General features: G+C 38.6%; 11 protein-coding genes. 3 read left to right on the top strand and 8 right to left on the bottom strand.

Annotated elements, in window-relative coordinates; translation table 11 throughout:
* Window positions 1-7: 7 nt before the first annotated feature.
* Together purC and ctpA are read right to left on the bottom strand one after the other, a co-directional pair.
* A complete protein-coding gene (gene purC / locus CYP54_RS01415) occupies window positions 8-718 on the bottom strand; it encodes a phosphoribosylaminoimidazolesuccinocarboxamide synthase (RefSeq protein WP_021091373.1) in 711 nt (236 codons plus the stop codon).
* Between the two features lie 17 nt (window positions 719-735).
* Entirely contained in the window at window positions 736-2,052 is a 1,317-nt protein-coding gene (gene ctpA, locus CYP54_RS01420; RefSeq protein ID WP_410470364.1) for a carboxyl-terminal processing protease CtpA, read from the bottom strand.
* Window positions 2,053-2,259: 207 nt separating this feature from the next.
* Here ctpA and CYP54_RS01425 point away from each other — a divergent pair, with 207 nt between their 5' ends.
* Window positions 2,260-4,833 carry an ATP-dependent Clp protease ATP-binding subunit gene (locus CYP54_RS01425; RefSeq protein ID WP_103603910.1) on the top strand — a complete coding sequence of 858 codons (2,574 nt, stop codon included), beginning with the start codon at window positions 2,260-2,262 and terminating at the stop codon, window positions 4,831-4,833.
* Window positions 4,834-4,938: 105 nt separating this feature from the next.
* Here the strand turns inward: CYP54_RS01425 and CYP54_RS01430 are convergent, their stop codons facing one another.
* Window positions 4,939-6,477 carry an inorganic phosphate transporter gene (locus tag CYP54_RS01430; protein ID WP_103603911.1) on the bottom strand — a complete coding sequence of 513 codons (1,539 nt, stop codon included), beginning with the start codon at window positions 6,475-6,477 and terminating at the stop codon, window positions 4,939-4,941.
* 129 nt (window positions 6,478-6,606) lie between these two features.
* Here CYP54_RS01430 and CYP54_RS01435 point away from each other — a divergent pair, with 129 nt between their 5' ends.
* Window positions 6,607-7,509: a Ppx/GppA phosphatase family protein gene (locus CYP54_RS01435; RefSeq protein WP_103603912.1), complete on the top strand. Its 903-nt coding sequence runs from the start codon at window positions 6,607-6,609 to the stop codon at window positions 7,507-7,509.
* A 30-nt stretch (window positions 7,510-7,539) separates the two neighbouring features.
* A complete protein-coding gene (locus CYP54_RS01440) occupies window positions 7,540-7,971 on the top strand; it encodes a GatB/YqeY domain-containing protein (RefSeq protein WP_103603913.1) in 432 nt (143 codons plus the stop codon).
* Between the two features lie 508 nt (window positions 7,972-8,479).
* Here the strand turns inward: CYP54_RS01440 and CYP54_RS01445 are convergent.
* From CYP54_RS01445 to CYP54_RS01465, 5 genes are read right to left on the bottom strand one after another with little or no spacing between them, the layout of a single operon-like run.
* Window positions 8,480-8,971, bottom strand: coding sequence for a flagellar protein (locus CYP54_RS01445; RefSeq protein ID WP_103603914.1), 492 nt, complete (start codon window positions 8,969-8,971; stop codon window positions 8,480-8,482).
* A gap of 4 nt (window positions 8,972-8,975) precedes the next feature.
* The gene (locus CYP54_RS01450; RefSeq protein WP_103603915.1) at window positions 8,976-10,322 is read right to left on the bottom strand and encodes a TolC family protein; all 1,347 of its coding nucleotides are present in this window, start codon (window positions 10,320-10,322) and stop codon (window positions 8,976-8,978) included.
* Window position 10,323: 1 nt separating this feature from the next.
* A complete protein-coding gene (locus CYP54_RS01455) occupies window positions 10,324-12,252 on the bottom strand; it encodes a MacB family efflux pump subunit (RefSeq protein ID WP_103603916.1) in 1,929 nt (642 codons plus the stop codon).
* Complete coding sequence (locus CYP54_RS01460; RefSeq protein WP_103603917.1) at window positions 12,253-13,446, bottom strand: efflux RND transporter periplasmic adaptor subunit; 1,194 nt, start codon at window positions 13,444-13,446, stop codon at window positions 12,253-12,255.
* Between the two features lie 54 nt (window positions 13,447-13,500).
* Entirely contained in the window at window positions 13,501-15,534 is a 2,034-nt protein-coding gene (locus CYP54_RS01465) for an ATP-dependent helicase (protein WP_103603918.1), read from the bottom strand.
* Window positions 15,535-15,594 lie beyond the last annotated feature (60 nt).

Genomic DNA, 15,594 nt, shown 5'->3' on the forward strand with positions numbered 1-15,594 from the left:
TTTGTCCTTACGATAAAATTCTTCTTAAAACTTCTTCGTAAGCGACTTTTACGCTACCAAGGTCTTGTCTAAATCTATCTTTGTCAAGTTTTTCATTGGTCTTAGCATCCCAGAATCTACAACTATCAGGGCTTATCTCATCAGCTAGAATGATATTGCCGTCTTTATCAATACCAAATTCTATTTTAAAATCAACTAGTTTTAGATCTCTTTCGGCAAAAAATTTAAATAATATAGAGTTGATCTCTCTTGCTGTGTGTCTTAGCGTTTGAAGATCTTTTTCACTCTTTACTAATCCCATGATAATACAGTGCTCATCTGTTACTAATGGATCGTGCAAATCATCGTTTTTGTAGTAAAACTCAACGAGAGTAAAAGGTAAAACTGTGCCTTCTTTTATACCAAGTCTTTTGCTTAGTGAGCCAGTTGCGATATTTCTCACAACAACTTCAAGAGGTATGATCTCGCATTTTTTGACTACTTGTTCAGTGTCGCTAATAGTCTCAACTAGGTCAGTCACGATGCCTTTACTCTCCAAAAGCTTAAAAAGCTGTGTTGAAATTTTATTATTTAATGCGCCTTTACCAGCTTCGTTGCCTCTTTTTTGAGCATCAAATGCTGTTAGATCGTCTTTAAATTCAGCCACAAGCAGATTTGCATCGTCTGTGGCATACATTTTTTTACCTTTTCCCTCGTAAATAAGTTCTCTTTTTTGCATGGAGATCTCCTTCTAATTTATTGTTTTATTTTTAAAATTTTGATCGTATCAATCGCTGTTTTTAATTGAATATCTTCATCGACTTTTTTTTGCGTGATTATCTTTTTATCATCTTTTGCTTCAGTTTTATTGCCCTCGCTTGTAGGATTTATCTTGTTTAGCTCGCTTTTTAGGTGCGCTTTTAGCTCACTCTCTTTGATACTAAATGCACTGTCGTCACTTTGTGGCACTTTACCAGGATGCACGACTACATCAGGTGTTACGCCAACTGCTTGGATAGTTCTGCCACTTGGCAAATAGTATCTTGCGATAGTTAGTCTTAGTGCTTCGGTGTCATCTATCGGAAGGATTACTTGAACACTTCCTTTGCCAAAGGTATTTTCGCCAATTATTACAGCACGTTTATGATCTTGAAGTGAGCCGCTTACGATCTCGCTAGCACTAGCACTTCCGCCATTTACTAGTGCAACAAGTGGTAGTTTTGAAAGAGTTTTGCTCGCACTTGCTTTATACTCTACATTTTCAGATGCGTCGCGACCTTTTTGAGAGACGATGACGCCGTTATCTACAAAAAGATCCACTAGATCAACAGCTTGATTTAAAAGTCCGCCAGGATTATTTCTAAGATCAAGTATGATGCCACTTGCTTTTGGATATTCTTTGATTGCTTCTTTTACCTTTGTAACGACGTTTTTGTCAAAATTTGTGACGCGTATATAAAGGATGTTATCGTTTTCTATCATTTTTGCATAGACAGACTCAACCTTTATAAGATCTCTTATGATCTTTACGTCAAATGGTTTTTGCTCGCCTTTTCGCAAAATTGTGATAGTTATTGGAGTTTTTGGCTTGCCGCGCATTTTATTTACAGCTTCATCTATCGTTGTACCGATAGTTGAGTTGCCATCTATTCTTAAAATAATGTCGCCTGATTTTATACCTGCTTTATCAGCTGGGGTATCTTCTATCGGTGAAATAACGGTTAGTGCGCTATCTTTCATACCAACTGTTATGCCAAGGCCACCAAATTCTCCACTTGTTTGCACCTGCATATCTTTGTAAGCTTTTTCATTTAAAAAGCTTGAGTGGGCATCTAAATTTTGCATTAAACCAGCAATGGCTTTATCGATGATCTCTTTAAATTTAATGTCATCAACATAGTATTTTTCAACAGTTGAAATTGTTTTTGTAAGCTTTGAAAGTGCTTCAAGCTTCGCACTTGCTTCGTCTTCACTCTTTGCAAAAAGTGCATTCACTGCTACGCTTGAAATAAGCAAAGCACCTGTAATTTTTAGTGCAAAAAATCTACTAAATTTATTCAAAATTTCTCCTATAATTTTTGGCTCAATTCTATTAGCTTTTGGCTAAAAAAAGTATAAATTTAAGCTTATATTTTTGCTTTTGGATAGTTTTTGATACAAATTTATAACAGCGAATTTTAGCAATTAAATAAAAAGAGTGACAAGTGTTATAAAAATACTTGACAATATAAGACTAAAGTTATATAATGGCGACCATATAAAATAATCCAAGGAGATTTAATGGCTGATATAACAGAAAATTTAACAGCTCAGATGCAAGAAAATCTTGAAAAAGGTATTAGTTTAGCGATATTTTCTAAAAATCCGCAAGTTGTTCCACTTCATATTTTTTGGGCTTTGCTTGCAGATAGCAATTCTATTTTAAACCAAGTGTTTAATAAAATGAATGTAAGTAAAGATGCTGTCGAGCTTGAAGTAAAAAGTAAAATTTCTTCACTTCCAAGTAGCTCAAACGTTACAAAAGATAACGTTTCAGTTTCAAGAGAGCTTATAAATTCTCTTGAAAATGCAAAAGCGTTGATGGTAAGCATGGGAGATAGCTACATAGCTGTTGATACATGGATCATCTCATCTCTTGAGCTTAGTGAGATCAAACAAATTTTAAGCAAATTTTGCGACATCTTAGAGATCAAAAAGAATCTTGAGAGCATAAGAGGCGGTAAAAAGATAGATAGCCAAACTGGCGATGATACTCTTGATAGCTTAGAGAAATTTGGTATCGATCTGACGCAAAAAGCGCTAAATAAAGAGCTTGATCCAGTCATCGGCCGTGATGAAGAGATCACTAGAATGATGCAAATCTTAATAAGAAAGAGCAAAAACAACCCTATCTTGCTCGGTGAGCCAGGCGTTGGTAAGACAGCCATCGTTGAGGGCTTGGCTCAAAAGATAGTGGCTCGTGATGTGCCAACAAGCCTTGCAAACAAGCGTGTCATCGCGCTTGATATGAGTGCAGTTGTAGCTGGTGCAAAGTATAGAGGTGAGTTTGAAGATAGGCTAAAAGCTGTCATCGACGAGGTAAAAAAAGCTGGTAACATCATACTTTTTATAGATGAGATTCACACCATAGTAGGAGCTGGTGCGAGCGAGGGCGGAATGGACGCTGCAAATATCCTAAAACCAGCTCTTGCACGTGGCGAGCTTCATGCTGTTGGTGCTACGACATTAAAAGAGTATAGAAAATACTTTGAAAAAGATGCAGCACTTCAAAGGCGTTTTCAACCAATAGACGTTAAAGAGCCAAGCGTAAATGAGGCGCTTCAAATTTTACGTGGTATAAAAGAGCGTCTTGAAGTTCACCATGGTATCACAATAACAGATAGTGCACTAGTTGCCGCTGCAAGGCTAAGTGATCGATACATCGCAAACCGCTTCTTGCCAGATAAGGCGATAGATCTTATAGATGAGGCAGCAGCTGAGCTTAAGATGCAAATAGAAAGCGAACCATATGAACTTTCAAAGATAAAACGCGAGATCGTAACGCTTCAAGTAGAAAAAGAAGCTCTAAAGATGGAGGATGCGGATAAAAATAAAGAAAGACTTGGCGAGATCGAAAAAGAGATAGCTGACCTAAACGAGAAAAAGCTAGCGCTTGATACTAAATTTGAAAACGAAAAGGCCGTTTTTGGCGGAATTTCAAAAGCAACAAAAGAGATCGATAGCCTAAAATCACAAGCTGAGATAGCAAAAAGAAATGGCGATCTTCAAAAGGCTGCCGAGATAGAATACGGCAAGATAGCTGACGCTAAAAAGCACAAACACGAGCTTGAAGAAAAATGGGAGAGCATGAAAAAAGAGGGTGTGCTTCTTAAAAATCAAGTCGATGAAGAGCTTGTAGCTGAAATTTTGAGCAAATGGACTGGAATTTCAGTCAAGAAGATGCTAACAAGCGAAAAAGAGAAGTATCTGCGCATCGAAGAGCATCTAAGAGAGAGCGTTGTCGGTCAAGATGACGCACTACACGCACTTGCACGTGCTGTTAAGAGAAACAAAGCTGGTCTAAATGAGGGTCAAAGGCCGATCGGTTCATTTTTATTTCTTGGGCCAACAGGCGTTGGTAAGACTCAGTCTGCTAAGGCTTTGGCTAAATTTTTATTTGACGATGAAAAGGCGCTTATCCGCTTTGATATGAGCGAATATATGGAAAAACATAGCGTGAGCAGACTTCTTGGTGCGCCTCCAGGATATGTAGGCTACGATGAAGGCGGTCAGCTAACAGAGGCAGTTCGCAGAAGACCTTACTCGGTCATACTTTTTGACGAGGTTGAAAAGGCTCACAAAGATGTATTTAACATACTTTTGGGAATTTTAGATGACGGACGTGCGACTGATAATAAAGGTGTAACGGTTGATTTTAAAAACACTATCATTATTTTAACTTCAAACATTGCTTCAAATTTCATCATGGAGCTAAAGGGCGAAGATCGTGATGTGGCTGTTAAAAACGAGCTTAAAAACTACTTTAAACCTGAGTTTTTAAATAGGCTTGATGATACTATCATCTTTAACCCTCTAAATGAGCAAGGCCTAATCTCTATCGTTGAGATCATGTTTAAAGAGCTTGAAAAAACTCTTCATAACCGCGGTATCAAAGCAATTTTAAGCGAAGAGGCTAAGAAATTTATCGCAAAAGCTGGCTTTGACATAGTTTATGGCGCAAGACCTCTTAGAAGAGCGCTTTATGAGCTAGTTGAGGATAAGATCGCTGATATGATCTTAAAAGATGAGCTTGAAAGTGGCGATGAGATCACCATCGATAGCGACGGCGAGAAGATTATCATTAAGAAAAAATAACTTCAAATTTACTTGGCAGGTTGAACTTGACTTGCCAAGCTCTCATATAAAATTTATACAAAAAATATCTAAAAATAGGGCGGTTTTCGTTATTTAAAAATATATCTAAACGCCTAAAAATTTAGCAAGGGCAAAATAAAATATAGCTGATGAGATAGCAGCTGCTGGAAGCGTGATGAGCCAAGCAAGAATGATAGGTTTTACCATTTTCCAGTTTGCATTTTTATTTACGATGCCGATACCTAAAACCGCACCTATTAGGATATGAGTCGAGCTAACCGGTATGCCAAGCTTTGTAGCTAGAAGTATTACGATACTTGAAGCAAGCTCTGCACTAAAGCCGGTCGTAGGTAAAATTTCAGCTAGTTTTGAGCCAATGGTTGTGATGACCTCTTTGCCTAAAAACCAAAGTCCAACGACGAGCGAAATTCCAAAGGTTACCATTGCGATGCTTGGTATGGGTGAACTTTCGTTTATAGAGCCAGTTTTTAGCACGTCGAGTACGGCTGCAAATGGTCCAACTGCGTTTGCGATATCGTTTGCACCATGTGAAAATGCAAAAGATGAAGCGGTAAAAATTTGAAACCATGAGAAAATTCTATTGATGCTCTTTTCGCTATCGTTTTTGCTCATGACGTTTATGATAGCAAGGCTTGCAAGATATGCTAGAGCTCCGATAACAAAGATGATCCAGACTGTTTGGATGATGCTAAAGGCTAAATTTATATGCTCTAGTCCTTTAAAAAGCATCATCGACGAGATCACCATCGCGGCAAATCCAGCGATGATTGGGATGTGCTTTTTCATCGCTTTAAAGGTATCTATCTCTTTTTCACTATCTTTCATAATGCGAATTTTTGAGCGGTACTCGCTGTATTCAGTGGTTTCGATCTCGTCCTCATCGATAACTGCTATCTTTGAAAGAGTAGCTATCTGCTCCTCAGCCGGCTTTGTTTTTAGTGCTTTTATGAAGCTTTCTTTATAAGCTTTTCGCTCAGCTTTTAGAGCTTTTAGATTCATTTTAAGTTCATGTGTTGGCTCGATAATCTTACTTTTTACATAGCCAAATATAATGTAAGACATCACGCCGCCAAGCAGTGGTGAGATGACCCAACTAACGGCGATCCTGCCGATCTCACTCCATGAAACCATGCTAAATGGTTCTGGATCTTTTATCATAAAACCCATAGCAAGTCCTGCGCCAACGATGCCGCCAACGATCGAGTGAGTGGTTGAGACTGGCAGACCTTTTTTGGATGCATAAAATAGCCAAAGCCCAGAGCTAAGAAGGGCTGAGATCATGATGATGACAAATTTCATCGGATTTAGATCGCTTGGAAATTTCACGATCTCGTTTCTAATCGTATTTGTAACCTCTGATCCTGCAAATATCGCACCACTAAGCTCAAAAATGGCTGCGATTACAAGAGCTTGTTTTAGTGTGAGTGTTTTTGCGCCGACGCTTGTGCCAAAGCTGTTTGCAACGTCATTTCCACCTATATTAAAGGCCATAAAAAGACCAAACATGCCAGCGATCAAGAATAAAAAGTAGTTATTTGTCGGTATGTATTGATAGCCCCAAACGAAAAATCCAACGCTACAAATTGCAAAAATAACAAATGCCAATAAGTTATCTCGAAGCAATCAAGCCCCCTTATAAGGTTTTTGATAGGGATTATATCTTGAAAAATATTAAAGTTTTTAGAATTTTTCAACTTTAAATGATACTAAATTATCATATGTTAGAATCTACAAAAATATTAAGGATAAATTTTGGTTATAGCGATTGATCTTGGCTCAAACACATTTCGTGTAGCACTTGTCAAAAAAGAGGAAAATGGCTTTAGTAATGAGCAAATTTATGAAAAGATAGTAGGAGCTGCTAGAGGGCTAAATGAAAGTAGCAAGATAGCAGATGAGTCTAAAAATAGGTTATTTGAAGCGATATCGGAGGCTAAAAATAAATTTGATTTTGATAAATTTAAATGCGCAGCAGTCGCAACTGAGGCTTTTAGGGTAGCGTCAAATAGCGAGGAAATTTTTAGCGAGATACGAGAGAAATTTGGCATAAATTTTCATATCATCAGTGGTAAAGCTGAAGCAAAACTTACATTTTTGGGTGTTCAAAATGCTTTTAAAAAGCTTGGAATAAATGAAAATTTTAGCGTCATTGACATCGGTGGAGCAAGCTCAGAGATCGGCGAAGATGAAAATTTTATGAGCTTTAAATTTGGCATTATTACATTTTTTGAAAAATTTAAAACACTTGATTTAATGCAAGAAAATGCAAAATTTTATACAAAAGATGCAAGAGAATTTTTAAATAGCTTAAGAAATAGATTTATCTTGCTGACTTCTGGCGTACCAACTACTATCGCAGCACTACGACTTGGACTTAACTACGAGAACTATGATCCAAAAAAAGTAAGTGGATTTGAGCTCAAAAATGACGATCTTGCTTGGTTTGTAAATGAGCTTTTAAAGATGGATGATAAAAGCGCTGATGTGGCGGTTGGAAGAAGCAGAAAGTATCCGCTCATCGCTGGAACCTTGCTTTTAGAGGAGCTTTTAAGTGGGCAAGAAGCAAAATTTTTAGTTATTGACGATGGGCTTAGAGAGGGTGTTGGGGTGGCCTATCTGCAAGGAAAATTTCAAGAAATTATCACAAATTTTTAGTTAATATTACAAAAATTTAAAGGAGAGGAAATGAGTATAAGAGAGCAAATTTTAGCTGATATAAAAGAGGCTATGAAGGCAAAGGATGAGTTTAAAAGAGATACTTTAAGAACGCTAAATGCAGCACTTAAGCAAGTTGAAGTCGATCAAAGGATTGAAATGACTGATGAAGTGGTACTTCCACTGCTTCAAAAGGAGATCAAAAAGAGGGCTGACTCGGTTGAGCTTTATATAAAAGGCGCTAGAGAGGATTTGGCTAAAAAAGAGCAGGGCGAGATTGAGCTTATTAAGGCATATTTGCCAGCACAACTAAGCGATGAAGAGCTTAAAGAGAAAATAAAAAATATTATTGAAAGAGCTGGTAAAAATTTAGGTGCTGTAATGAAAATAGCAAAAGATGAGATCGGAGCAAGTGCTGAAGCAAAACGCATAAGCATGATCGCAAAAGAGCTTTTGGCTTAAAATCTACAATCTTATAAAACTTTTAATTTTGAAAACTTACTTCTAAATGTGTAAGTTTTCAAAAAATCAAATACGACTTTCATTTTTAAAAGATAATTTTAAAAGCATAATACTTATATGAATATTGTTAAAAGGTAAAATACAAGCTTTTTTATATATTTGTATTGAAAACTATAATTTTCAAATTGTTATTTTAATTTTCTTATTTTTTCTTTTATATGAATTTAAATATTGATTTATAGGCTTATTTTGGATTTTATCTTTTGTATGATTTTAATTTATCCATTAAATTTGACATAAAAATATTTGTAAGAAAATTAGTTAAATTTTACACTTTTCAAAAAATGTAAAATTTATATTTATCTTATATATAACTTAAAATTTGATCTACCCTATTTTGAAAAAGTGAGCAAGAGCTATCTTTGGAGTTTGTGGTTCTTGCTTTTAAGCGCAGAGCACTAACCTTGCAAAAACTGCGATAAATGTACATAAAGCGCTCGCTCAAGAATTAAATTTTATCGTCAAAAAGTGTGCGGATATCCAGTGTGTAGTTTTTAGGCATAAAGATCGGCGAGTCTAAAATTTCAAGCAAGCCATCATCAAATGAGAGAAATTCCACTACTCTTTTGCGCCTATTATCAGTTTTTATGCTCATATCGGCTAGATGCACTACCTTTACGATCTGCATTTTATCTGCCGTCCATTCAGAAAAAGCTAGAAATTTAGAGTCCTCTGAAAACAAAAAGCAAGCAGTCGCCCTTTCGCTAAGTAAAATTTGAAACGCATCGTCATCTTTAACTAAATTTTGATCAAAATTTGATAGTCTTTTTTCGTGGTTTGAAGGCTCATTTTTTAATTTTAGACAGTGCTTGCTATTTATAAAAAGTCGTAGCTCGCCAAGGGTTGGGGCGCCCATAGCGACCTCACAGCCTTCAAATTTGGCGCTAAATTTGCCATCACTACTACACGCATTTGCCTCATAGTCCCAAGCCGAGCTCATAAATTTACCTATTAAATTTGCCTGCCATGGCTTTGTAGATATTTAGCTCGTCTTGTAAAAGCGTGTATTTTGCTTTTAATAGCCCTATTTTGGCTTCTAGCTCGCTATTTTTAGCCTCTAAAAACTGCTTTAGCTCGACCTTGCCGTAGGAGTATTTTAGTTCGTAAATTTTTGAAATTTCCTCATAGTTTTTTATCTGTTCTTGGTAGTTAGCAAGCAACGCTTCGTCGTTTAGGTAGCCTTTATAAAATGCGTCTATTTCGTTTAATGCGCTATTTAGAGTGCTTATGTAGTTTAGCTTTGCAAGCTCGAAATTTGCCTCGCTAACCTTTAAATTTGACTTTAGCTTGTGATAGTTTAAAAATGGTAAATTCAGAGCTATGTTGCCATTTAGAAATTTAAGGCTAAAGGCTTCCTCTTTTTTATCGGTGCTGCTTTTAAGGCTGGCTCCTAGCGTGATGCTTGGATAGAACTCCTTTTGGCTCACTTTGTAGTTTAAGATGCCCTCTTCTATGCGGTAAATGGCTGCTCTTAGATCAGGGCGGTTTGCTATGGTGCTTGTTGGCACATCTAGATCAACGCCCACTCTTTTAACGGGACTTAGTATAAGGTCTTCAAATTTAAGCTCAAATTCTGGCCTCTCATTTAGCAAAATCCTAAGCGTTTTTTTAGCACTCACAAGCTCTTTTTTGGCGCTTTCTATCTTATTTTGAGCGTTTAGCTGCTGTGAGTTTATCTGCTTTAGGCTTAGTGCCTCCTCTTTGCCAAGCTTAAATTTAAGCCCAACTATCTCATTTAGCTTGTTATAAATTTCTAAAATTTGATCATAAGTTTTTATGCTCTCGTTTAGATATAAAATTTGAAAATAGGCATCTGCTACTGAGTTTATAACGCTTAGTTTGCTAGCCCCTAGATCAAATTTAGTTGCTCTTGCTTCAAACATCGCTGCGTCTTTGCTATTTGCTAGCTTTTGCCAAAGGTCAAGCTCGTAGCTAAGCCCTATGCTTGAGCCAAAACTTCTAGTGACCGCACCGCCCTCTTTTATATTTTTGCTACTTCCAGCCTCAAAACCAGCATTAAAGCTTGGGATCAAATTTGCCTGCAAAATACCAGCTTGAGCGAGCGCTTTATTTACATTTATCGCGGCTTTTGCAAGGTCGGTGTTGTTTTTAAGCGCAAGTTCTACAAGCTCATCAAGGTAGCTTTGCTGATACTGCTTCCACCAAGAGGTGTCTAAATTTAGCTCACGGCTTACATTATCTTCAAGTAAAATTTGCTTATAGTTTTCATCTATATTTTTAACAGCGCAGCCGCTTAAAACGAGCACTAAAGCTAGGCTTAGAAATTTCATATTACTCCCTTGAAAGCGCATCTATTGGGTTTAGTTTTGAGGCGTTTTTGGCAGGCATGTAGCCAAAGATGATGCCAATAGCCATCGACGTGACAAGTGCAAGCACGATCGAGCCGTTTGAAAAGATCATGCTAAAGCCGTTTAAGAAGTTGTTAAAGATGTAGCCGATAGCGTAGGATAGGACGATGCCGATGGCTCCGCCGATAAGGCAAAGTAGCACCGCCTCTATCAAAAACTGCTGCAAAATGTTGCTCTGTCTAGCACCTATCGCCATTTTTATGCCTATCTCTTTGGTGCGCTCGGTGACTGAGACTAGCATGATGTTCATGACGCCTATGCCTCCAACTACGAGCGAGACGACGGCGATACTTGAGATGAGCAGGCGCATGGTCGAGATGGTCTCTTCGATCGTTTGCTTGATGCTGTCTGAGTTTCTTGTAAAAAAGTCCTTTTTGCCGTGCTTGATCTCTAAAAGCTCGGTTAGTGTTTTTTCGGCGATTTGCGCATTGACGCCCTCATTTACTTTGGCGGTGACCGAGCTTATAAATTTATCTCCTGTGACCTTGTTTAACACGGTCGTGTATGGGGCGTAAATTTTAAGCGTGCTTGAGTCGCCCATCTTAAAATCATCCTTTTGCAAAACGCCGATAATGCGAAGTGGCTTTTTGTTAAAAAGTATGATCTTGCCGATAGGATCATCATTTTTAAAGATGCTATTTTTGGTGTTTTGATCGATTAGTGCGACTGAAGCGGAGTTTAAAACCTCGTCATCATCGTAAATTCTGCCCTCTTCTAGCTTTAGCCCATTTACATCAAAGCTCCCTACCCCACCGCCTTTTAAGCTCGCACTTAGCGAGATATTTTCATAGGTTAGCACGCCTGAGGTGCTTGTATTTGGCGTGACTGAGTCTAAAAAGGACTGCTTGGCAAGCATGTTTGCATCGCTAATGGAGAGCGTTTTTACCTTGCCTGAGAGCATATCGCCAAAGCCTTTACCTGGCATGATGTCGATCGTGTTTGTGCCGATCTTTCTGATACCAGCTAAAATTTGCTCCTGCGAGCCTTTGCCAAGGGCAACGACGCTAATGACCGCTGTGATACCTATAATAATGCCAAGCATCGTTAAAAGCGATCTTAGTTTGTGCGCTAGCATCGCATTTACCGACATTTTAAAGCTCTCGATTAGCTGGTCTTTATAATAAGTAAATTTGCTCTTTTCTGGCTGGGTTTGCTTTGTGGCCTCGTAAATTTCACTATTTTTGACATTGTCACTTACGATGTTGCCATCTTTTATCTCGATCACACGGCTTGCATACTCGGCGATCTTTGGGTCGTGCGTGACGATGATGATGGTGTGACCTTTTTTATAAAGATCAACCAAAATTTCCATCACCCTTAGCCCACTTTTGCTATCAAGCGCGCCAGTTGGCTCGTCTGCTAAAATGATCTCGCCACCATTCATCAGTGCCCTTGCTATGGAGACCCTTTGCTGTTGTCCGCCTGAGAGTTTGTTTGGTAAATTTTTAGCTTTTTCGCTAAGTCCAAGTGAGCCAAGAAGCTCATTAGCTCTTTTCTCTCGCTCGCTCTTATTTGCCCCTGCATAAATGCTAGGAAGTGCGACGTTTTCAAGAGCGTTCATCGTGCTAAGCAGATTATATCTTTGAAAGATAAAGCCAAATTTATCCCTTCTAAGCTTAGCAAGTGCGTCGCTATCAAATTTTGATATATCTTTGCCGTCCAGCAGGTACTGTCCGCCACTTGGGCTATCAAGGCAACCAAGGATGTTCATCAGAGTTGATTTGCCAGAGCCAGACTGACCGATAATGGCTATAAATTCGCCCTTTTTTATCTCTAAATTTATGCCATGAAGAATTTCTATCTCATTATCGCCTAGCTTAAAGCTTTTTGTGATATTTTTTAGACTTATCACTTAAAACTTCTTATTTTCTTTTTCGATCATCTTGGCTATCTCGCTTGCTGAGCCTTGTGATGTGATGATCTCATCACCCTCGTTCACACCGCTAATGATCTGCGTATCGAGGTTGTCTTTTATGCCAGTTTTGACCGCTGTTTTTACCGCTTTGCCATCTTTTAGAACATAGACAAATGTGCCGTTTTCATCTTTTTTAATACCAATACTTGGTACTATGATAGCATCCTTTACGTTTGCTATTAAAAGCTCATTTTGCGTGGTCATGCCTATTCTTAAAATTTTATCTTTATTTTCAACTATGCTTTGAGCATAATAATAAACAGCTGAGTTGCTTGAAGTACTTGAGCTTGTGGATTTGCTACTACTGCTAGAGCCGTAGCTACCATCGCTTAATGTCGTTAAGCCAGGGTCGATTGAGCTAACCGTCGTTTGAAATTTTTTCGTTGGCTCAGAGAGGATCGAGTATTCAACTGGCGTGCCAACTTTTATCTTTGTGATGTCGCCCTCGGCTATTTGCATCTTCATCTTGACATAGCTAAGATCTGCGATCTTTACGATAGTTGGCGTAGTTTGATTGGCATTTACGGTCTGTCCCTCTTCGACCTGTACGCTTACTATTATGCCATCTCTTGGAGCTGTGATCTTTGTGTAGCCTAAATTTATCTTAGCGGTGCTTAGCTCGATATTTGTCTGCTTTATCTGAGCCTCAAGCTCCTTTATCTTGGCACTATTTGCGCTATAAGTGTTTTTTGCGCTTTCAAATTCTTGTTTTGAAGTGGCGTTTTTGGCAAAAAGTGCATTTTCTCTATCAAACTGCGTTTTGGCGATATTTAGAGCCACTTTTGCGCTTTCTAGCTGGGCTTTGTAGATAGCTAGTTGAGCTTCTTTATTGTCTATGCTATTTTGCTGGGTCGAGCTATCGATACTTGCGATCATATCGCCTTTTTTGACCTGATCTCCAAGCTTAACGTAGAGTTTTTTTATCTGGCCGCTCACCTGAGCACCCACATCAACTAGCTCGGTGGCGAAAATTTCTCCAGTCGCATCGACTTTTTTACTGAATGAACCTTTCTTTGCCTTTTTGGTGATAAATTCCACCTTTTCATCTTTTATCTTAAAAAAATTATCATAGATAAAATATCCACCGACGCCTAAAATAAGCAGGATTATTAAAATTTTAGATTTTTTCATTGCTTCTCTTTGTAAAAAATTGGTCAATTTTACTTAATAAGATTAAAATTCTCTTTAAACTTCCTCTTTTGCCATGCCAGCCTCTATCAAAAACCTACTCGGTTGGTAGTTGATCTTCTTTATCTTGTCGTATTTCGCGTAGCTAAGATAGAGCTCGTCTTTAGCCCTAGTTACTGCCACGTAAAAGAGCCGCCTCTCTTCTTCTAGGCTGCCGCCCATGCTCATTAGCTTTAAATTTGGAAAACGGTTTTGCGCAAGATCGACGATAAAGACCTGGTCAAACTCAAGCCCCTTGCTCGCATGCACGCTAAGCAAGCTAACACCCTGCCCTTCGCTCATCTCGTTGCTTCCAAGGGCTAAGAAGTTATAAAATTTACTGATGTCTTGATATTTTTTAGCTAGCTCGCTTAGCACCACGCTCTTTGCCATTATGCGCTCTTTGACCTCTTCTTTGAGAGCTAAGTCGACGTTGCCGTTTTTTAGAGTTGCCCTTTTTGTGCTGATGTTTTCGACGATTAGTGAGTAAATTTTGCTAGTTTTTATCTCATTTATCATCGTAGCTGGCTTTGAGATATTTCTCATGCCTCTTAAAAAGTTGTAAATTTCATATAAAAACTGCGCCCCACTCTCGCTTAGTTTTTGTAGTTTTAGCACTGGATGGCCTAGGAATTTATCGCTAAAGCCAAGCTTAGAAAACCTTGAGACCTCGGCAAATTCATCAAGATCGTCAAAAAGACCAAGCTGGTAGTTTCGCCTTTTGTTTGATGAGATATTTACGCTCTCATCTGGCTCAACTATACCTTTTATCAAATTTCCATGCCCAAGCTTAAGCAGTGCGTCAAAAATCTCTTTGCTAACTGCGCTTCCAACGCCCTTTGCGTATTCGCAGATGTGGATAAATGCCATTATATCTTTTGGATTGACATAAATTCCCATGATGTCGATGAGTGCCTTGATCTCACGGCTCTCAAAGAAGCTCACCCCACCCTTTCGCTTCGAGCCAATACCTCGCTCTTTTAGCGCGACCTCGATACCGTCCGCTGATGAGTTATTTCTAAAAATTATGGCGATATTTTCTCTATTAAATGGCGAGAGTGAGATGATATCGGCGATATTTTGATACTGATCAAAAAGCTCGTTATAGACAAGTAGCCTTGGAGGCTTAAAATTTCCCTCGCGGCTCACGGTTAGGTGTTTTTCATAAAGCCTTGGGTTGTTGTTTATGACCTTGTTTGCAAGGGCAAGGATGCTTGAACTTGAGCGGTAATTTACATTTAAAGCGTAGATATTTGCATTTGGGAAGCGATCTTTAAATGAGCCAATGATCTCAATATTTGCGCCGTTAAATGCGTAAATGCTCTGGTCAAAATCGCCCACGCAAAAAAGGCTCTTTGTCGCAAATGCGTCTATTAGGCTGCCTTGAAGGGTGTTTGTATCTTGATACTCGTCGATCAAAATTTCATCATAAGCTAAATTTGCCCCCTTTTTTAGCTCGTCGCGCATTTTGATAAGAAGGTCATTAAAATCAGCGTAGGCAAATTTAGCCTTTTCAGCCTCAAACTCCTCTAAAACATCTTCATAAATTTCGGCATAAACGCCCTGCTCTTCGCTCTTATCGCTTATCCATTTGCCAAAGGTGGTGCCTTGCTCGCTGTTTTGAAATAGCGAGTAAAGGTCGTATAGATAGGCTCCGCCGTAAGGCTTGACGTCGCTTAAGTGGTAAAATTTACGCCTCTCAACAAGACTTTTTAAAAGCGTCTTTAGCTCGCTTGGCTGCTTTAGCATGACGCCTTTATCAAGGCTTTTTAAAAGCGAAAATGAGACCGAGTGAAAGGTGCCTGCAGTGATTTTAGAGGTGACGGATTTATCAAAATACCTGTTTAAACGCTCTATCATCTCGCTTGCAGCCTTGTTTGTAAATGTAAGTAATAAAATTTTCTCTGGTGCAACACCTAAATTTAGTAAATGAGCGATGCGTGCGACAATAGTGCTAGTCTTGCCAGTGCCAGCTGAAGCGATGATGAGATTGTGTCCAAATGGCGCAGTTGCGGCGGTGTATTGTTCTTTGTTTAACCTAGATAAGGGCATTGTTTCCTCTTTTTAAAAAGGGCTAATTATAGCTACTTAAACTTTAACAGCTATAATCAC

This window comes from Campylobacter concisus, assembly GCF_002914005.1.
Classification (GTDB): Bacteria; Campylobacterota; Campylobacteria; order Campylobacterales; family Campylobacteraceae; genus Campylobacter_A; species Campylobacter_A concisus_N.